This window comes from Falsiroseomonas sp. E2-1-a20, assembly GCF_051433195.1.
Taxonomy (GTDB): domain Bacteria; phylum Pseudomonadota; class Alphaproteobacteria; order Acetobacterales; family Acetobacteraceae; genus Falsiroseomonas.
The window spans coordinates 26023-45206 of record NZ_JBHMFT010000010.1 but is presented as its reverse complement, the minus strand read 5'-3'; the positions used below and the strand labels follow the sequence as shown (position 1 = coordinate 45206).

Below are 19184 nucleotides of genomic sequence, written 5' to 3'. Positions count from 1 at the left end.
TTCAACTAGCAACCCCGGGTTGAATTACAGGCCCGACTCAGATGTCCTCGTCGTAGCCGCCGCCATCGTCATAGGCGGAGGCATCGTCCTGGTAGCCCTGGGCGCCGTCCTCCGCCCCCGGCTCGGTCCAGGGCGAGGAGGTCGGCACCGCCTCTTCCCCGAAGCCGCCGGCGGCGTCGGCTGCCGGTGTCGCGGCCTCGGCGGTCCCGCCGCCGAGCGCGCCCATCAGCGCATTGCCGAGCATCATGCCGCCGGCGACGCCGACCGCCGTCATCATCGCCGTGCGCATGAAGCCGCCGCTCTGGCCCTGCTGCAGCGCCTGCGGGTTGTAGCCCGGCGGGTACTGCGGCTGCGGCTGCGGCCGGGTGCGCATCATCGGGCGTTGCGGCTGCTGCTGGCCGCCGCCGAACATGCCGCCGAACAGGCCGCCGCGCTGCGCCGGCTGCTGCTGGGCCTGCTGCGCCTGGCTCTGCGCCTGCTCCAGCTCCCACTCCAGCTGCTGGATGCGGTTCTGCATCTCCACCACCGCGTGCTCCTGCACGAAGGCGGTCTGGGTGATGCGGTAGCGTGCCTCCGGGTAGCGGGAGAACAGGTCGCCGATCAGCCGGTCGGCCTCCGGGTCCACCGGCGGCAGCGGCGCCTGCGCCTGCTGCTGGCCGCCGCCCATGGCGCCCCATGGCGAGGCCGGGCGCGGCGGGGCCGCACCTGCAGCGCCGCTCACCCGCTCCACATAGCCGGTGATGATCCGGCGTTCCTCGTCGGTCATGGTCCCTCGGTTCCTCTCAATAAGATCGATGTCACGGCGGATTTCATTACCGGCCTGTCATCCGCTGCCCTAGCTGGCCCGCAGCCTATGGCTTTTCAAGCGGCGCAATCATGGCGCCTGTTGCCCTATTCTGGGCGGCAGGCCGAGGCGCCGCCATTCGATCACCGGGCAGCGGTCCATCACCACCGTGACCCCCGCCGCCCGCGCCCGCGCCGCCGCGTCCTCGTCCGCCACGCCGAGCTGCAGCCAGACGGATTTCGCGCCCAGCCGCACCGCCTCGTCCATCACCGCGCCGGCCTCGCTGCTGCGGCGGAACACGTCCACCATGTCGAGCGGCACCGCCTGGGCGAGGCCTGCCAGCACCGGCTGGCCCTGCACGGTGCGGCCGGCGCGCACCGGGTTCACCGGCACCGCGTCGTAGCCGCGGGCCAGCAGGAAGCCGAAGACGCCGTGGCTCGGCCGGTCCGGGCGGTCCGAGGCGCCGACCACGGCGATGCGCCGCGTGCGCAGCAGCAGGTCCCGGATGGTGGCGTCCTCGTCGGTCATTCAGAACCTCTCCAGCAGTGCGCCACAGCCGGCGACCTTGTCCGTGATCCCACGCGCCCGCAGCGCGTGCCAGTAGGTCGCCGTGTTGATGGCGATCACCGGCTTGCCGAGCCACATCTCCGCCATCGCCGCCAGCTTCACCATGGACAGGTTGGTGCCGACCTGGACGATGGCGTCGACATCGTCGCCGTCGATCTCCTTGATGCCCTGAACGCAGCGCGCCGGCGTTGTTTCCGCAATCGCGGTCCAGGACGGGCATTGGAAGGCCGTGTCCCGCACCACGGAAAAGCCCATGTCGCCGAAATACCGCGCCACTTCCGTGTTCATCGCCGGCCAGTAGGGCGACATCACCGCCAGGCGCCTGACCCCGCCATGCGCATTCAGCGCCGCCGTGCAGGCGTGGCTGCCGACGCTGATCCTGAGGCCGGACAGGTCCTCGACCTCCCGCACGAAGCGGTCGGCGCCCTTTGCACCGTCGAAGAACGTCACCGCGGACATGCCCATCACCAGGTGGTCCGGCTTGCAGGTCATCACCGACCGCACCGCATCCAGCGTGTTGCGGCCGATGAGCTCGGCGCCCGCCCGGAAGGTCTCGTTGGAGACGGCATCGGCGTTCGGCGTGAAGATCCGGCTGTAGTGGTTGGTGACGCCGGCCGGCCGCATCATGTCGAAATCCGGCTGCACCACCGTGTTGGTGGAGGGTCCCATCACGCCGAACTTGCAGCGCCAGCCCAACACATCGCCCATCATCCATCCACCCATCCGTCGACAAGGGGGGCAGCCTGCCACAGCGCGCGGCAGGCGCCAGACCCGGGCCGGTGCGATCCGGCCGATTGCATCTTGCGCGAAGCCCCGCCGCAACGTCTCCTTCGTCCATATTCCGGAGACCTCAGGCCATGCCCCTTCCCATCCTGCCGCGTCGCACCGCGCTGCTCGGCCTGGCGGCCGCGGCGTTGCCTGTCGGCGCCCATGCGCAAACGGGCGCCGGGACGGGCGATTGGCCGAACCGGCCGATCCGCTGGGTGAACCCCGGCCCGGCCGGCGGCGCCGGGGATGTCATCTCCCGCTTCATCGCGGACCGGCTGCAGGGCCGGCTCGGCCAGCCGGTGGTGGTGGACAACCGTCCCGGCGCCGGCACCAACATCGGCATGACCCAGGTGGCCCGCGCGGCGCCGGATGGCTACACGGTGGGCCTGGCCACCATCGCCGCCAATGCCGCGAACAAGTGGCTGTACCGCAACATGCCCTTCGACCCGGAGAAGGATTTCGCCGCGGTCGGGCTGATCGCGCTGGTGCCCAATATCGTGGTGATCCCGCCCGCGGTGCCGGCGCAGACGCTGCAGGAATTCATCGCCTGGGCGCGGGCGCAGAACCGGCCGATCAACTTCGGCTCGGTCGGCGCGGGGTCCTCGCAGCACCTGGCGGGGTCGCAGTTCCAGGTCATCACCGGGCTGCGCCTGCAGCACCTGCCCTACACCAACAGCGGCCAGATGAACTCCGACCTGATGGAGGGCCGCATCGACATGCTGTTCCAGTCCATTTCCGCGGTGACGCAGATGGCGCAGGCCGGGCGGATGCGCCCGATCGCGGTCAGCGGCACCGGCCGCGTCGCCGCCTTCCCGGACCTGCCGACGATGCAGCAGCAGGGCATCGACATCACCTCCACCGGCTGGTTCGGCCTGTGCACCCCGGCCGGGGTGCCGGAGCCGATCCTGGCGCGGCTGGATGAGGAATTGCAGGGCATCGTGCGCGATGCCTCGCTGGCCGAGCGGCTTTCGGCCAGCGGTGCGATCCCGCGCCCGATGGGCCGCGCCGAATTCACGAAGTTCATGGCGGAGGAAAGCGCCAAGTGGCGCGTCGTCATCGAGGCGGTGGGCGCCTCGGTCGATTGAGCGCCTCTCCCCCCGCTTTGGGGGGAGAGGACTGGCTGGGGGCGGACCCCTCAGCCGATCAGCACGTCCGACACGCCGGCCGCCAGTCGGTTGGCGATGACGCCGTATTCGGCGTTGCTGTAGTGCACGTTGTCCGGGTGGTGCTGGTTCAGGTCGGTCGTCGTGGCGCCCATGTAGGTGTAGGGGTCCTCGGCGATGATCTGCGCCTGGCCGCCGCGGATCGCCTCGTAGCGGTCCGAAGGCGTGTCGTTCGGGAAATTGCCGAGCTGCTGGATGAAGATCGGCAGGTCCGGGTCGTCCAGCTGGTCCCGGATGTAGGCGAAGACGCTTTCGGTCGACTCCACCATCCGGTTCACCACGGCCGCCTTCTGCGAGCCATGGGCCTGGCGCGCATCATCCTCGCCCTGGGCCCAGATCAGGCCATCCAGCTCCCGACCGCCGGTCTCGGCGGCCTTCAGCTTCGCCACCGCATCGACCAGCAGCTTGGAGGGCGCATCCGCGTTGATGTCCCACCAGAACAGCTTGGCGTCGGCATACTGGTTGGACCCGCTGCCGGACACCGCGACGTTGATGGCCGTGACCGGGCCGCCACCCATCGCCTTGGACAGCGCCGCCTCGAACACGTCGTTGCCGAGCGGGCCGCCGGTCGGGTCGCCGGGCCGGGTGTAGAAATGCCCGGCGGCGTTGGACTGGCCGGCGAAGGCGAACAGGTCATAGTCGGCGCGTCCCAGCGGCGCCTCGACCACCGGCGGAGGGGTAGGTGCCGGGGTGGGAGAGGGCGCCGGCTCCGGCGCGCTGCCGGGGGCACCGATGCTGATGGTGTCGAAGCGGACATACTCGCCACCATCGGAGGTGCCGGCGACCGCGATGCTGTCGCCCGACTTCAGCGTGACGTTCACCGACTGGGTCCTGATCTGGTCGTCATCGACCGAGGCGACCCAGGACTTCACCACCTGCCCGTTCACCGAGATCGACATGGGCGAACGGCCATCCGATTCGTCCAGGTATCTGACGCTGACGGCGTAGGTGCCGTCGGCGCCGGCGAAGGCGCCGGTGGCGGTGCCTTCGCCGCGGGTGGCCAGCCAGGCGCCGCCGGAGGGCTTGCCGTGCTGTTCCACGGAGAAGCCGGACAATGCCAGCCGGTCCAGCTCCGTCGTGCCGAGGCCGATGGCTGCGGTGGCGGCAGGTGGGACCGGGGCCGGGACCGGGACCGGGATCGGGGCCGGCACCGGCGCTGCCTCGGGTGCAGGCTCCGGCACAGGGACGGGCGCCGGCGCCGGCGCATTGCCGGTGGGGCTGACGGTGATGGTGTCGAAGCGGACATACTCGCCCCAGTCGGAGGTGCCGCCGACGGCGATGCTGTCGCCCGCCTTCAGCGCGACGTTCACCGACTGGGTCCTGATCTGGTCGTCATCGACCGAGGCGACCCAGGACTTCACCACCTGCCCGTTCACCGAGATCGACATGGGCGACTGCCCGTCGAATTCGTCCAGGTAGGTGACGCTGACGGCGTAGGTGCCATCCGCGCCGGCGAAGGTGCCGGTGGCGGTGCCTTCGCCGCGGGTGGCCAGCCAGGCGCCGCCGGAGGGCTTGCCATGCTGTTCCACGGAGAAACCGGACAGCGACAGCCGGTCCAGCTCCGTCGTGCCGAGGCCGATCGTCGCGCCGGCCGAAGGCGGTGCCGGGACCGGCGCCGCTTCGGGTGCAGGCTCCCGCACCGGGGCCGGCGCCGGCGCATTGACGGTGGCGCTGACGCTGATGGTGTCGAGGCGAACATACTCGCCGCCGTCGGAGGTGCCGGAGATCGAAATGCTGTCGCCCGACTTCAGCGCGACATTCACCGACTGGGTCTTGATCTGCTCGTCATCGACCGATGCGATCCAGGACTTCACCACCTGCCCGTTCACCGAGATCGACATGGGCGAGCGCCCATCGAATTCGTCCAGGTAGCTGACGCTGACGGCGTAGGTGCCATCGGCGCCGGCAAAGGTGCCGGTGGCGGTGCCTTCGCCGCGCGTCGCCAGCCAGGCGCCGCCGGAGGGCTTGCCATGCTGTTCCACGGAGAAGCCGGACAGCGACAGCCGGTCCAGCTCCGTCGTGCCGAGGCCGATCGTCGCGCCGGTGGACGGCGGCGCGGGCTCCGAGGGGGCCGGACGGGCGGGCTCGGGCTGCGAGGGCTGGCTGGGGGCCGGTGCCGGGCCGTTGGCCGGGGCCTGGGCGCGGTCCATCCGCGCGACGAAGTCGGACAGGAAGGCCTGCCGGTCCTCCGCCACCGTGCGCGCGCCGGCATAGGGGCCCATGGCGAGGGAGGGGGCGGGGTTGTCGGTCCAGTAGTTCGCGCCCTGCTGCACGAAGTCGCCGCCCCAGCTGTCGGCGGTCGGGTCGTTGTTGTTGGCGCGGTCGATCAGGTAGAGCGTGGTCGGCGCGTCGCCCATCTTCAGGCCGTTGGCGCTGCTGGCGCCGTCACGGTCGCCGTACAGGTCGCGGCTCTGCGCCACGAAGTAGTCGCCCAGCGCACCGTGGCCGGACAGGTTCGCTTCCGGCCAGCCGGCGATCGGGGTGTTGCTGCCATCCTCCGGCACGTAGAGACCGCGGAAGCTGTCCTGGTTGTCGACCCACCAGACCTTCCCCTTCCAGTTGTCCATCAGGTACTGGCCGGCATTCGGGTCCTGCTGGTCCCGGCCGATCGAGATCAGGCGGATCTTGTTGGCGATGTCCGGCGCATCGTGCAGCGCCTGGGCCACGTCGCCGACGGCACCCCAGGTCAGCACATACAGCGGGTCGGAGGCGCTGCCGGCGCGGGCGGCGGCGATGATCGCCTTGGAGGCATCGGTGGGGCTGGCGATGCCGCCGGCCGGGGCCAGGCTGGTCGCGCCCTGATGCACCACGGCGCGCAGCGCATCCGGTGTCGGGTAGTCGGCGGAGTGGGTGCGGAGGTTCGCGAAATCGCGGGCGTAGACGTCGATGACCTGGTGGATGTCGGCGGCGCGGCCGGGGCCGGGGGCGGCGGAGCCCAGGCCGACGATGTCCAGCTTGTCGGCGTAGATCAGCAGATGGACCATGGACTGGTCGTCATCTTTGTCGAAGCCACCAATATCGGTGGTCACGAAGACGCGCGGATTGCTCATCAAGCGGCTCTTTCCTGAACAGGGCGAGCTCCTTGCAGCGTACGGCCGGGTCATGCCGGGCCGTCCAAGGACACAACCAGAAAGCGGTGGTCGTGCAGTCCATCCCGGTGGGACGTGACTGGCTCACCAGACGGTGACGGCCGCACCATCGTTGAAGCTTCCAGGTCCGGCAAGTACCTAATCAATAGTTCTGCGATTTTTCCTGGCATTTCCGCACCAGGTCTACGTTGCAGAGCTATAACAACGTGCCTTGATGATGCCGTATTCTGATCATGTCGAAGAGAGATGAGAGAATTACGATTTCTGACAGCGAAATGACTTCATTGCTCGGACATGGATTTATCAGCGTCTGGGTTGATGTTGCTTGCCGAAGCTTGGCCGGCTTGCATGACAAGTATCTCATCTTTCGCCCGAACGCGTTGCAGGCCGGCCCCTGGCGGGACCGGCCTCGGCAGGCTCGACGATGTGGGCAGGTACTACTGGCGCGCGGCGCCGGACACCTCGACCAGGCGGCGCCAGACCGGCGTCTCGGCGGCGATCTTCGCGGTCATCGCGGCCGGGCTGTCGCTGACCACGGCATCATAGCCGAAGGGACGCAGCGCCTGGCCGAAGGACGGGTCCTGTCCGACCCGGCGGATCGCCGCGAACAGCCGCTGCACCTCGGCCTCCGGCGTCGCCGCCGGCGCCAGGATGACGTTCCAGGACCGGATGTCGATGCCGGAGAGGCCCGGCGTCTCGGCCAGCGCCGGCACCTGCGGCATCAGGCCGAGCCGGGTGCCGGAGGTGACGCCCATCGCGCGCACGGCGCCGGACTGGATATGCGGCAGCAGCGCCGCCGGCAGGTCCACCGAACCCTCCAGCGTGCCGGCCAGCAGGTCCACCGCCTGCTGCGCGCCGCCACGATAGGGCACCGGGGTCAACTCCACCCCGGCGGCGCTGTTGATGGCTGACAGGGCCAGATGCGTCACCGTGCCGACGCCCGCATTGCCGACGCGGACGCCGCCCGGATTGGCCCGCGCCCAGGCCAGCAGCGCCGCCATGTCCGTCCAGCCGCGCTCCTGCGCCAGCTTGCCGCTGACCGCCAGCACCACGGCGCTGTCGGAAATCTGGCTGATCGCCCGGAAATCCTTGGTCACGTCGAAGGGCATGGTGGGCTGGATGAAGGGCGCCGCGCACAGCGTCGCGGCGCCGATGATGCCGAGGATGGTGCCGTCCGCCGGGCCCTTGGCCACCGCATCGGCGCCGATCAGGCCCCCGCCGCCGCTGCGATTCTCCACCAATACCTGCTGGCCCTCCAGCAGCGGCGCCAGCCGTTCCGCCAGCAGCCGGCCCAGGCTGTCCACGCCGCCGCCGGGCGGGAAGGGCACCACCAGCCGCAGTGGCCGGCGGGTCTGGCCATACGCCAGGGACGGCGCGGCAAGCGCGCCCAGCAGCACGGCGCGCCGGCCGGTGGTGAGGATGGCCATCGGTGAAGTCTCCCGTTCGTTGCGCGACGATAGGGAGGGATGGTGCCTCAGTGCAACGGGAACGCCGCCCGCGCCGCGATCGAATCCGGAATCGCGCCGCGCCGGGCGGCTTCCCGCCACACCCGTTCGATGGCCGCCCGGCCGCGGCGGGTGACGGCGGCGGCATCGGCGGTCAGCACCCGGCCATCCCGCAGCAGCACGCGGCCCTCCACCATGGCGAGGCTGAGGTCGGCCGCGCTGCCATTGGTGATCAGCGACTTCAGCGGGTCCCAGACCGGCTGGTAGCGGGAGGAGCCGAGGTCGAACATGATCAGGTCGGCCCGTGCGCCCTTCGCCACCAGGCCGAGGTCGTCCCGACCCAGCGCCAGCGCCGCATCCCGCGTCGCCGCCCGCAGGATGCGCGCCGCCGCCAGCCCATGCGGCGTGCCCGACTGGGCTTTGGCGAAGACGGAGGCCGTGCGGATCTCGTGCAGCATGTCGAGCGTCACGCCATCCGTGCCGATCCCCAGCCGCAGGCCGGCCGCCTCCATCCGCGCCAGCGGCACGAAGCGCCCGGACCGGGCAAAGGCGAGGGGGCAGGAGGCGAGCGCCGCGCCGGAGGCGGCGATGGCGGAAAACTCATCATCCGTGGCGAACATGCCATGCGCCAGCACCACCCCCGGCCGCAGCAGGCCCATCTCCCGGATGTGGTCGATGGAGCCGCGGCCATGGCCAGCGCGCACCTTCTCGATCTCGATCAGGTTCTGCGCGGCGTGGATCGAGACGATGGTCTCCAGCTCCCGCGCCTTGGCGTCGATGGCGCGCAGCAATTCGGGCGTGCAGCTATCCGGCCCATGCGGCCCGAAGCCGACCCGGGTGAGGCCGCGCGGGCCTTCGTCGAAGCGCTCGAACAGCCGCAGGATCGCCTCGAACCCGGTATCGGCGGTGGGGCTGTAGGTCGGCCTGCCATCCGGCGTCATGCCGACCGGCGCGGAGAACAGGTACGGGCAGGACCAGGACCGCAGGCCGAGCCGCTTCGCACGTTCGATGAACGGCCACTGCGCCACGCGGTACACGTCCAGCAGCGCGGTGGTGCCGCTGCGCAGGCCCTCCATCAGCGCCATCTCGGCGGCGTCGCCGATTTCCTCCTCCGTCATCACCTGCGCCGCCACGTCGCCGAGCGGCATCAGCAGCGAATAGACGATGTGGCCCGGCAGGTCGCCCGGCGCGATGTCGTCCGCCAGCCCGCGGAACAGCGGCGCGGACAAAGCGTGGTTGTGCAGGTTGATGAAGCCCGGCAGCAGCAGCGCATCGGGGGCGACGATACTTTCCGCGTCGAGCGTCGGCGCCTCGGCCACCACATCCGCCACCACCCCATCCCGCACGATGACGAAATGGCCGGTGCGGAGGCCGGCTTCGGCGTCCCAGACCCAGCCCGGCTGAATGACGAGAGTCACGGCAGAATCCCCCGGAAATGCCCGATCAGGGCGGACAGAGTGAGGATGGAGATGGCGGTGGAGACCACCACCGCGGCGCCGGACCGATCCGTGCCGGTGGCATAGCGCCGCGCCAGGATGAAGGCATTGGCCCCCGTCGGCAGCGCCGCCATGGTGACGGCGACCGCGGTCTCGATCGGCGTCGCGCCGACCAGCAGCGCCAGGCCCCAGGTCAGCGCCGGCAGCGCCAGCAGCTTCACGCCGACGATCGCCGTGGTTTCCTTCCACGCCGCCGCCGCCGAAATCCCGGCCAGCCCGCCGCCGAGGCAGAACAGCGCGACGCCCGGCGCCGCCGCGCCCACCAGCTCCAGCGTCCGCCGCACCACCCCCGGCACCGGCAGCCCGAACAGCATCCAGATGAAGGCCGCGATGACGGACAGCACCACCGGGTTCTTCAGGATGCCGGCCAGGCTGGCGCTCAGCACGCGCCGCCAGGGCGCGTTCGCGTGCAGCCCGACCTCCGTCACGATGGTCGCCAGGCCCAGCAGGATCATGGTCTGCAAGGCCAGGATGCCGAGCATCGGCGGCACCCCCGGCGGGCCGTAGGCCGCGAAGATGATCGGCACGCCCATCATCACCGAATTGCCGAAGACGCAGGCCAGCGCGAACAGCGCCGCCTCCGCCAGGTTCAGCCGGAACACCCGCCGCGCGCCCAGCAGGGACAGCGCGAACATCAGGATGGAGGCGCTGAGGATGGCCACTGCCGCCCCGCCGCCGCCCTCATGCGGCCGGGTGCCGCCGGCGAACAGCAGCGCCGGTGCCGCCAGGCCGAAGACGAACATGGTCAGCCCGCGAAAGCCTTCCTCGGAGACCAGCCTGCGCTTCGCCGCGCCGTAGCCGAGCGCGATCAGGGCGAAGACCGGGATCACCACCTCCACCACGCCGCCCATGAAGCGCTACCCCCGCATCAGCCCGGCGATAAACTCCGGCAGCCAGGGCTGCCGTGCGCGGGTGTTGCGGGCAGCGTGCAGGATGGCGCGCACCTCCGCCACCGTGCGGTCGAAGTCGCGGTTCACCAGCACATGGTCGAAATCCGCCCAATGCGCGATCTCGTCCCGCGCCGCGACCAGGCGGCGGGCGATCTCCGCCTCGCTGTCCTGGGCGCGGCCGCGCAGCCGGCGTTCCAGCTCGGCCATGCTCGGCGGCAGCAGGCAAATGCCCACCACGTCCCCGGGCAGCCTTTCGCGCAATTGCAGGTGGCCCTGCCACTCGATGTCGAACAGCACGTCGCGGCCCTCGGCCAGCGCCTGTTCCACCGCGGCGCGCGGCGTGCCGTAGGACCGGCCGATGAATTTCGCGAACTCCAGGAAGTCATCCTGGGCCACCATGGCGTCGAACTGGTCCTGGGTGCGGAAAAAGTAGTGCACCCCCTCCAGCTCCCCCGGCCGCGGCGCGCGGGTGGTGGCGCTGACCGACAGCGACAGCTCCGGCTCCATCTCGAGCAAAGCGCGGGAGACGCTGGTCTTGCCGACGCCGGGCGCCGAGGCCAGCACCAGGCAGACGCCGCGACGCGGGGCGTGGTGGGGATTATTCGACATTCGCCGCCTGTTCCCGCAGCCGCTCGATCGCCGCCTTCAGCTCCAGCCCCACCCGCGTCAGCGCCACGCTGGCGGATTTGCTGCACAGGGTGTTGGCCTCCCGCACGAATTCCTGGGTCAGGAATTCCAGCTTGCGGCCAATCGCCTCGCCGGAGGCCAGCAGCGTCCGCGCCTCGGTCACATGCGCGCCGAGCCGGTCCAGCTCCTCCCGCACGTCGGAGCGCTGCGCCAGCATCGCCACCTCCTGCGCCAGGCGTTCCTCCGGCACCCGGGCGCGGGCATCGCCCTCGCCGAGCAGGTTCGCCAGATTCTCCAGCAGGCGGGCGCGCTGGGCGGCCGGCTGATCCTTCGCCTCCACCGCGGCGGCGTCGCGCAGCGTCGCGATCTCCTCCAGCAGCGTGTCCAGGATTTTTGCGAGTTGCCCGCCCTCGCGGGCGCGGGATGCCACCAGGCCGTCGAGCGCGACGGCGAAGGACGCCGAGAGGGCGGCGCGGCGCGCGGTCTCGGCGGCCTCGTCCAGCACCTGTTCCTCGGCCCGCAGCACGCCAGGCAGGGACAGCACCGCCTCGGCGCTCGGCACCGGGGCGCCCGGCAGGCGGGCGGACACCGCCAGCACCAGGGCGATGGCGGATTCGAGGGCCACCGGGTCCGGCGTCAGCCGCGGCGCCCGGTCCTCCCGCTTCAGGGTCAGGGTGGCGGAGATGTTGCCGCGCTTCACGCGCTTGCCCACCGCCTCCCGCAGCCCGGCCTCCAGCGCATCCAGCCCCGGCGGCAGGCGCAGCCGCAGGTCGAGGCCGCGCCCGTTGACGCTGCGAAGCTCCCAGACGAAGGAAGACCCGTCCGGCAGCGTGCCGCTGTCGCGGGCGAAACCGGTCATCGAGGCGAGGATGCTCATGCGGGCCTTGTCCTCCGGCCCGTGCGGAAGGGCAAGGCATGCAAGATCATCCCTGGCATCCCTGGCAGGGCGTGCTGATCACCGGCGCCAGTTCCGGCCTCGGCCGGGCGCTGGCGGAAGCCTGCGCCGCGCCGGGCGTGACCCTGCACCTGTCCGGCCGCGATCCCGGCCGGCTGGCCGAGATCGAGGCGGCCTGCGCGGCGCGCGGCGCGACGGTGCGGGCGGCGGTGCTGGACGTGACGGATGCGGCGGCGATGGCGGGCTGGGTGGCGGCGGCCGGGCGGCTGGACCTGGTCATCGCCAATGCGGGCATCTCGGGCGGCACCGGCGGCGATGGCGAGCCTGCCGCACAGGTTTCACGCATCTTCGCAACGAACCTCGGCGGCGTGCTGAACACGGCGTTGCCGGCACTCGAAAAGATGGCGGGGCAGGCGCCGGGGGCGGATGGGCTGCGCGGGCGGGTGGCGGTGGTGGCGTCGCTGGCGGCCTTCGTCGCCGCGCCCAACGCGCCGGCCTATTGCGCCAGCAAGGCGGCGGTACAGCGCTGGGCGGAGGCGCTGGACGCCACCGAGCGCCGGCGCTGCATCCGCCTGCATGCGATCTGCCCGGGCTATGTCCGCACCCCGATGACGGCGGTGAACACCTTCCCCATGCCGCTGCTGATGGCGCCGGAGCAGGCCGCCGCGCGGACGCTGAAGGGCCTGGCCGCCGGCCACCTCCGCATCGTCTTTCCGCGCCGGCTCTATGCCATGTCGCGACTGGTCGGCGCCCTGCCGCCGGGGCTGCGCAACCGGCTGATGACGCTGTTCCCGGCCAAGCCGCAAAGCATGTGAAGCCCTCTCCACCCGGAGGGGGGAGAGGGTTTGGGTGAGGGGGGGCGCGCAGGGAAATGAGCCGGCTCACGCGCCTGCGCTTCCCCCTCACCCCACCCTCTCCCCCATGAGGGGGAGAGGGCCTTGGCGCCCCGCTACCGCCGCGACGTCCCCAGCCACACCCCCGCCAGCACCACCGCGCCGCCGGCCAGCACCAGCACGGAGGGCCATTCCCCCAGCAGCAGCGCCCCCATCCCTGCGGCGAAGGGCGGCTGGATGTAGCCGACCATGGCGGCATCGGTGACCCGCGCGCGGGCCACCAGGCGCAGGAACATGGTCAGCGGCAGCGCGGAGGTGGCGATGCCCAGCACCGCCAGCACCCCATAGACCCAGCCCGGCTGCACGTAGGATTCGGCGCCGCCGAAGGGCACCGACAGCATCCCGGCCACCAGCCCCGCCACCACCTGCTGCCCCAGCACGATCTGCGGCGCCGCGCCGATCCGCGCCTTGCGGGCATAGACGGTGCCGGTGGCGTAGGACACGCAGGACACCAGGATCAGCACGCCGCCGGTCAGCGAGGCGCCGCCTTCCAGCGCATCCGGCCCGATGATCACCGCGATGCCGCAGAAGCCGAGTGCCAGCCCGGCGACGCCGCGCCAGCCCGGCAGTTCGTCCCGCAATACCGGCACCGCGATCAGTGCCACCAGCAGGGGCGTGCTGGCATGGATCAGCGCCGCCGGCGCCGCCTCGATATGGCCGAGCGCGAAGGCGGTCAGCAGGTTCGGGATCCAGCCATTGCAGGTGCCCAGCACCAGCGCCGGGATCAGGTAGCGCCGATACCCGCCGCGCAACTGGCCGGACGCCGCCAGGAAGGCGACAACCGCCAGCGCCGCGAAGCCACCCCGGACCGTCGCCAGCGCGAAGGGCGACATCTCCGCCGCCACCAGCCGCAGCAGCGGGAAGGAACAGCCCCACAAGCCGCCGATCACCAGCAGCCGCCACCACAGCGCCGGCCCGGTCAGCAGGGGGCCTGGGTTCATCGGGTCGGCGCCGGAGCGCGGGACCTTTCGATCTGCCGCCAGCGGGCGACGGCGCGGTTGTGCTCCTCCAGCGTGCGGGAGAAGTCGTGCCCACCGGTGCCGTCCGCCACGAAATACAAATAGTCATGCGCCGCCGGCCGCGCCACGGCGCGCAGGCTGTCGCGCCCCGGGCTGGCGATGGGCGCGGGTGGCAGGCCGCGGATGCGGTAGGTGTTGAAGGGGTGGTCGCGTTCCAGGTCGGCCCGGGTCAGCGGCCGGTCCAGCACGCCGCCATCGGCCGCGGCATAGGCGGTGGTCGGGTCCGATTGCAGCATCATGCCGCGCCGCAGACGGTTGACGAAGACGCCGGCGACCTGCGCGCGTTCGTCGCCGCGCCCGGTCTCGCGCTCGACGATGGAGGCCAGGATCAGCGCCTCCCGCGCCGTCTCCATCGGCAGGTTCTGCGCGCGTTCGGCCCAGATTTCGGCCAGGGCGCGATCCATCGCCTGCTTGGCGCGGCGCACCACGGCGGCGCGGCTGTCGCCCCATTGGTAGGCATAGGTCTCGGGCAGGATCTCGCCCTCCGCCACCGGCGGAATCTCGCCGACCAGGCCCTCGGCCTGTTCCAGAAGCGTGGCGATCTGCCGGGCGGTGAGGCCCTCCGGGATGGTCAGGCGGCGCTGCACCGGGCGGCCCTCGCGCAGCACTTCCAGCACCTGGCGCAGGCTGGCGCGGGCGGGAAACTGGAATTCGGCGGCGCGGATCGGGCCCTCGCCACGGGTCAGCCAGGTGGCGGCGAGGAAGGCCATGGGCTGGTCGATGATGCCGCGTTCCGCCAGCGCATCGGCGATCGCCGCCGTGCCGCCGCGCGGCACCACCACCTGTGCGGGTTCGGCCAACGGCCCCGGCGCCTGCCATTCGCGAAGCGCGTACCACAAGGCGCCAGCGGCCCCGGCGCCGAGCAGCAGGACGAACAGCAGAAGGGCGATCAGGCGGCGCATGGGCTACCCTGGCCGTCGCCCGGCGCCACCGGCAGCGCCCTCAGGCCGCCTTCCGGAAGATGATGCTGGCATTGGTGCCGCCGAAGCCGAAGCTGTTGGACAGCACCGTGTCGATCTGCCGCGGCTGCGCCTCATGCGCCACCCGGTCGATGACACTCTCGCGGGAGGGATTGTCCAGGTTCAGCGTCGGCGGCGCCACGCCGTCCCGGATCGCCAGGATGGAGAAGATGCCCTCCACCGCCCCGGCCGCGCCGAGCAGGTGGCCGATGGCCGACTTGGTCGAGGACATGGCGAGGCCCCTGGCATCCTCCGCCCACAGCCGCTCCACCGCCTGCAGTTCCAGGTCGTCGCCCATCGGGGTCGAGGTGCCGTGCGCGTTGACGTACTGGATGTCGGTCGGCGCGATGCTGGCGCTTTTCAGCGCCGCCCGCATGGCGCGATAGGCGCCGTCGCCATCCTCGGTGGGGGAGGTGATGTGGTAGGCGTCACCGGACATGCCGTAGCCGATCACCTCGGCATAGATCTTGGCGCCGCGCGCCTTGGCGTGCTCCAGCTCCTCGAGCACCACCACGCCGGCCCCCTCGCCCATGACGAAGCCGTCGCGGTCGCGGTCCCAGGGGCGGCTGCCCTTGGTCGGCTGGTCGTTGAAGCCGGTGGACAGGGCGCGGGAGGCGCAGAAGCCGGCCATGCCGATTTCCGCCACCGCGGCCTCGGCGCCGCCGGCCACCATCACGTCGGCGTCGTTCAGCGCGATCAGCCGCGCCGCGTCGCCCAGCGCATGCACGCCGGTGGCGCAGGCCGTGACCACCGCGTGGTTCGGACCCTTGAAGCCGTATTTGATGGAGACGTGGCCGGAGGCCAGGTTGATCAGCGCGGAGGGGATGAAGAAGGGCGAGATGCGCCGCGTCTTGCCCTGGGCGATCAGCGTCGAGGCTTCGTAGATCGTCGGCAGGCCGCCGATGCCGGAGCCGATCATCACGCCGGTACGGCAGCGGTCATCCTCGGCATCCTCGCCGGGCATCCAGCCACTGTCCTCGACCGCCTCGGTGGCCGCCACCAGCGCGAGCTGGATGAAGCGGTCCATCTTCTTCTGGTCCTTGGTCGGGATCCACTCGTTGATGTCGAGCCTGCCCTCGGCCTTCGTGCCGACCGGAATCTGGCCGGCGATCTTGGCCGTCAGGGCGCTGACGTCGAAGTTCTGGATAGCCGCCAGCCCGCTTTCGCCGGCCAGCATGCGCTTCCAGACATTCTCGACCCCGAGGCCGAGGGGGCAGGCGATACCCATGCCCGTGACGACAACGCGCCGCGGCGCAACGAGATGACCGAACACCGCTGCTTCCCCTACCTGCCTACGCCAGCCCTTGAAGTCAGGCGGACTTCTGCTTCTCGATGTAGTCGATCGCGTCCTTGACGGTCGTGATCTTCTCGGCGGCGTCGTCCGGGATCTCGACCCCGAAGGCCTCCTCGAAGGCCATGACCAGCTCGACGGTGTCGAGGCTGTCCGCGCCCAGATCGTCGATGAACGACGCCTCGGTGGTCACCTTCGACTCCTCGACGCCGAGGTGTTCCACAACGATCTTCTTCACCTTGTCGGCGGTGTCGCTCATCCCGCAATGTCTCCTGCTGGTCGGTGCCGTGCCGCGCATCTCGCCGCCGGGGTCCAGTCCATGGATCGTCCATGGGTTCCGGGGGCGGCGCGGCTTAACATGGAAGCGTCACTTGGCCTAGGCGCCCCTGCGACGCAAGCGGGCCGGCGGATGGCTTGCCTGCTTTTTCGGCGCAACGGGGTGACAAATCATTCCCCTGGGTTTCCCCCCGGGTTGCCTCCTGGGGCCTCAGATCATCGCCATGCCGCCATTCACATGGATGGTCTGGCCGGTCACCCAGCCCGCCTCGGCGCTGGCCAGGTAGGCGACGGCGGCCGCCACATCCTCCGGCGCCCCCATCCGCTGGGTCGGGATCTTCGTCAGCAGGGCGGTACGGGCGGCCTCCGGCAGTGCATCCGTCATCGCCGTCTTCACGAAGCCCGGCGCCACCACGTTCACCGTGACGCCACGGGTCGCCACTTCCTGGGCGAGCGACTTGCTCATCCCGATCAGCCCGGCCTTGGCGGCGGCGTAGTTCGCTTGGCCGGCATTGCCGGTGACGCCGACGATGCTGGCGATGGAGACGATCCGCCCCGACCGCCGCTTCATCATCCCCCGCAGCGCGGCGCGGGCCAGGCGGAAGGGGGCCGTCAGGTCCACCTCGATCACCGCGTTCCAGTCGGCATCGCCCATGCGCAGCGCCAGCATGTCCCGCGTCATCCCGGCATTGTTCACCAGGATGTCGAGCGGCCCGAGCGCGGCTTCCACTGCCTCCACCAGCGCCGCCGGCGCGGCCGGGTCGGCGAGGTCGGCGGGCGCCACATGCACCCGGTCCCCCAGGATCGCGGCCAGCGAGGCCAGCTCCGCCTCCCGCCGCCCGGTGATCGCAACCTTCGCACCCTGGGCGTGCAGCGCGGTGGCGATGGCGGCGCCGATGCCGCCGGTGGCGCCGGTGACGAGGGCCACCTTGCCGGTCAAGTCGAACATCAGGCGTCTCCGTCCGTCAGGCGCTTCATCAGGTAGTGCCGGCTGTGGCCGGGCGGATAGTCCTCCAGCGTCGCGAACAGCCGGAAGCCGAGCGATTCGTAGAACGGCCGGGCCTGGAAGCTGAAGGTGTCCAGCCAGATGGCGGTGCAGCCACGCGCCCGCGCCGCCGCCTCAGCCCGTCGCATCAGCGCCTGCCCGAGGCCCTGGCCGCGCAGGTCTTCGGGCAGGTGCAACAGGTTGACGTACATCCAGCCATAGAAGATGCGCGCATGCAGCCCGCCGAGCGGCGCTGCCTCACGGGGGCGGCGGACCACCATGGTCAGGCTTTCCGCATTGGCCGGGCCGGCATGTGGCCTGGCATGGGCGGAGAGGCCGGCCAGCAGCACCGGGATCGCCGGATCGGCCTCCGCCGCGGATGCGGTGATGGTGACGCGCGGCGCGGCGGCATCGGGCCAGGGCTCGGCCGCGGAGGGCGCGGCATCCAGGCGCTTGGCCATGCTGAACCGGGTCTGGCCCGGCGGGCAGTCGTCAAGCTGGCCAACCAGGCGAAAACCCTGCCGCTCGTAGAAGCCGCGCGCCTGGAAGCTGTAGGTGTCCAGCCGCACGCCGATGCAGCCGCGCCGCAGCGCCTCGGCCTCCGCCGCCGCCAGCAGGCGGCGGCCCCAGCCGGCGCCGCGGAGCGCCGGCGGGATGGCCAGGTTCTCCACATACAGCCAGGACCACGCGGTGCGGCCGACCAGGCCGCCGATCACCTGTGCGGATTCGTCCCGCAGCAGCACCGCAAGCTTGCGGCCGTCATGCGGGAAGCCGGATTCGGTGTTGAAGGCGCGCAGCGCCTCCCGCGCCGCGGCTTCCTCGGCCTCGCTGGGTTGCGAGGTCAGGTCGTACCAGACCGTCACAGGAACTTCAGGAAGGCTTCGATCTCCGCCGGGCCGCCGATGGCACTGGCCTTCGCCTCCGGCGCCAGGCGCTTCATCAGGCCGGTCAACACCCGGCCGGTGCCGATCTCGACGAACTGGTCGCAGCCCATGGCGCCCATCGCCTGGATGCATTCGCGCCAGCGCACCGTGCCGGTCACCTGGCGCACCAGCAGGTCGCGGATCAGGGTGGGGTCGGTCGCCTTGGCGGCGGAGACGTTGGCGACCAGCGGCACCAGCGGCGCGCGCAGGTCGGCCCCGGCCAGCGCCTCGGCCATGGCATCGGCGGCGGGCGCCATCAGCGCGCAGTGGAAGGGGGCGGAGACCGGCAGCTTCATGGCGCGCTTCACGCCGGCCGCCTTGGCACCCTCGATGGCGCGGTCCACCGCGGCGGCGTGGCCCGAGATCACGATCTGGCCGCCGCCATTGTCGTTGGCGATCTCCACCACGTCCCGGATCTCGGTGAGCGGATCGAGCGCCGCCTCGGCGCAGATCGCGCGGGCCTGTTCGAGGTCGGCGCCGAGCAGCGCCGCCATGGCGCCCTCGCCGGCCGGCACCGCCTGCTGCATGGCATCGCCGCGCAGCCGCAGCAGCCGGGCGGCGGTGGCGAGGGAGAGGCTGCCGGCGGCGGCCAGCGCCGAATACTCGCCGAGCGAATGGCCGGCGACCAGCGCGACGCGGGACTTCAGGTCGAAGCCGCCCTCCGTCTCCAGCACCCGCAGCACCGCGATGGACATCGCCATCAGCGCCGGCTGGGCGTTGGCGGTCAGGGTCAGGTCCTCTGGCGGACCCTCGAACATCAGCCTGGACAGCTTCTGCTTCAGGGTCTCGTCGACCTCCTGGAACACTTCGCGGGCGGCCGGGAAGGCGGCGGCGAGGTCGCGGCCCATGCCGGGGGCCTGGCTGCCCTGGCCGGGAAAGGTGAAGGCGAGCGCCATTTTTGTGTACTTGACCCTGTCCTAGCCGTCCGCGCGGCCTAGGGCCGGCGCGGGGGGGCCGTCAACCCGGATAAATCCAATCCTGGACTCGCCGCCCCCGCCATGCTTTACGCCGCGCTCCCCTGCCGGGACCCGAGGCATCGGTCCCGGCTATGCCCATTCGTGCGCGTCCCAGGCATGGTGCCCGGGGCCGCGGGGCTGAGACAGCCGGAGGGAAT

General features: G+C 71.3%; 18 protein-coding genes. 2 read left to right on the top strand and 16 right to left on the bottom strand.

Annotated features, from left to right (window positions below; all coding sequences use genetic code 11):
• Positions 1–37: 37 nt before the first annotated feature.
• From ACFHPP_RS13860 to ACFHPP_RS13850, 3 genes are all read right to left on the bottom strand, one after another.
• On the bottom strand, positions 38–766 hold the full coding sequence (locus ACFHPP_RS13860; protein WP_437163836.1) for a DUF2076 domain-containing protein: 729 nt from the start codon (positions 764–766) through the stop codon (positions 38–40).
• A gap of 108 nt (positions 767–874) precedes the next feature.
• Entirely contained in the window at positions 875–1312 is a 438-nt protein-coding gene (locus ACFHPP_RS13855) for a CoA-binding protein (RefSeq protein ID WP_437163835.1), read from the bottom strand.
• Entirely contained in the window at positions 1313–2062 is a 750-nt protein-coding gene (locus ACFHPP_RS13850) for a maleate cis-trans isomerase family protein (protein WP_437163834.1), read from the bottom strand. It lies immediately after the preceding gene.
• A gap of 146 nt (positions 2063–2208) precedes the next feature.
• On the opposite strand from ACFHPP_RS13850, the gene ACFHPP_RS13845 reads away from it, so the two are divergent.
• Complete coding sequence (locus tag ACFHPP_RS13845; RefSeq protein ID WP_437163833.1) at positions 2209–3204, top strand: Bug family tripartite tricarboxylate transporter substrate binding protein; 996 nt, start codon at positions 2209–2211, stop codon at positions 3202–3204.
• Positions 3205–3254: 50 nt separating this feature from the next.
• Here the strand turns inward: ACFHPP_RS13845 and ACFHPP_RS13840 are convergent, their stop codons facing one another.
• The 6 genes from ACFHPP_RS13840 to ACFHPP_RS13815 form a co-directional block, all read right to left on the bottom strand.
• Positions 3255–6332 (bottom strand): nucleoside hydrolase-like domain-containing protein, encoded by a 3078-nt coding sequence (locus ACFHPP_RS13840; protein ID WP_437163832.1) that lies wholly within the window; start codon positions 6330–6332, stop codon positions 3255–3257.
• Between the two features lie 476 nt (positions 6333–6808).
• Positions 6809–7798 carry a Bug family tripartite tricarboxylate transporter substrate binding protein gene (locus ACFHPP_RS13835; protein WP_437163831.1) on the bottom strand — a complete coding sequence of 330 codons (990 nt, stop codon included), beginning with the start codon at positions 7796–7798 and terminating at the stop codon, positions 6809–6811.
• Between the two features lie 47 nt (positions 7799–7845).
• Complete coding sequence (locus ACFHPP_RS13830; protein ID WP_437163830.1) at positions 7846–9234, bottom strand: amidohydrolase family protein; 1389 nt, start codon at positions 9232–9234, stop codon at positions 7846–7848.
• Positions 9231–10163, bottom strand: a complete 933-nt coding sequence (locus ACFHPP_RS13825) for an AEC family transporter (protein WP_437163829.1) — start codon at positions 10161–10163, stop codon at positions 9231–9233. The genes ACFHPP_RS13830 and ACFHPP_RS13825 overlap by 4 nt, the downstream gene beginning before the upstream one ends.
• Positions 10164–10169: 6 nt before the next feature.
• The gene (gmk, locus tag ACFHPP_RS13820; protein WP_437163828.1) at positions 10170–10811 is read right to left on the bottom strand and encodes a guanylate kinase; all 642 of its coding nucleotides are present in this window, start codon (positions 10809–10811) and stop codon (positions 10170–10172) included.
• A complete protein-coding gene (locus ACFHPP_RS13815) occupies positions 10801–11706 on the bottom strand; it encodes a YicC/YloC family endoribonuclease (protein ID WP_437163827.1) in 906 nt (301 codons plus the stop codon). Before ACFHPP_RS13815 ends, gmk begins: the two co-directional genes overlap by 11 nt.
• A gap of 38 nt (positions 11707–11744) precedes the next feature.
• On the opposite strand from ACFHPP_RS13815, the gene ACFHPP_RS13810 reads away from it, so the two are divergent.
• The gene (locus ACFHPP_RS13810) at positions 11745–12539 is read left to right on the top strand and encodes an SDR family NAD(P)-dependent oxidoreductase (RefSeq protein WP_437163826.1); all 795 of its coding nucleotides are present in this window, start codon (positions 11745–11747) and stop codon (positions 12537–12539) included.
• A 134-nt stretch (positions 12540–12673) separates the two neighbouring features.
• Here the strand turns inward: ACFHPP_RS13810 and ACFHPP_RS13805 are convergent, their stop codons facing one another.
• The 7 genes from ACFHPP_RS13805 to fabD form a co-directional block, all read right to left on the bottom strand.
• Positions 12674–13558, bottom strand: a complete 885-nt coding sequence (locus ACFHPP_RS13805; RefSeq protein ID WP_437163825.1) for a DMT family transporter — start codon at positions 13556–13558, stop codon at positions 12674–12676.
• Positions 13555–14538 (bottom strand): endolytic transglycosylase MltG, encoded by a 984-nt coding sequence (mltG, locus tag ACFHPP_RS13800; protein ID WP_437163824.1) that lies wholly within the window; start codon positions 14536–14538, stop codon positions 13555–13557. Before mltG ends, ACFHPP_RS13805 begins: the two co-directional genes overlap by 4 nt.
• Before the next feature lie 40 nt (positions 14539–14578).
• A complete protein-coding gene (gene fabF, locus ACFHPP_RS13795) occupies positions 14579–15868 on the bottom strand; it encodes a beta-ketoacyl-ACP synthase II (protein ID WP_437163823.1) in 1290 nt (429 codons plus the stop codon).
• Positions 15869–15905: 37 nt separating this feature from the next.
• Positions 15906–16145, bottom strand: a complete 240-nt coding sequence (locus tag ACFHPP_RS13790) for an acyl carrier protein (protein ID WP_092963667.1) — start codon at positions 16143–16145, stop codon at positions 15906–15908.
• A 228-nt stretch (positions 16146–16373) separates the two neighbouring features.
• Entirely contained in the window at positions 16374–17111 is a 738-nt protein-coding gene (fabG, locus tag ACFHPP_RS13785; RefSeq protein ID WP_437163822.1) for a 3-oxoacyl-[acyl-carrier-protein] reductase, read from the bottom strand.
• Positions 17111–18010 (bottom strand): GNAT family N-acetyltransferase, encoded by a 900-nt coding sequence (locus ACFHPP_RS13780; protein WP_437163821.1) that lies wholly within the window; start codon positions 18008–18010, stop codon positions 17111–17113. Before ACFHPP_RS13780 ends, fabG begins: the two co-directional genes overlap by 1 nt.
• The gene (fabD, locus tag ACFHPP_RS13775; RefSeq protein WP_437163820.1) at positions 18007–18966 is read right to left on the bottom strand and encodes an ACP S-malonyltransferase; all 960 of its coding nucleotides are present in this window, start codon (positions 18964–18966) and stop codon (positions 18007–18009) included. The genes ACFHPP_RS13780 and fabD overlap by 4 nt, the downstream gene beginning before the upstream one ends.
• Between the last annotated feature and the right edge of the window lie 218 nt (positions 18967–19184).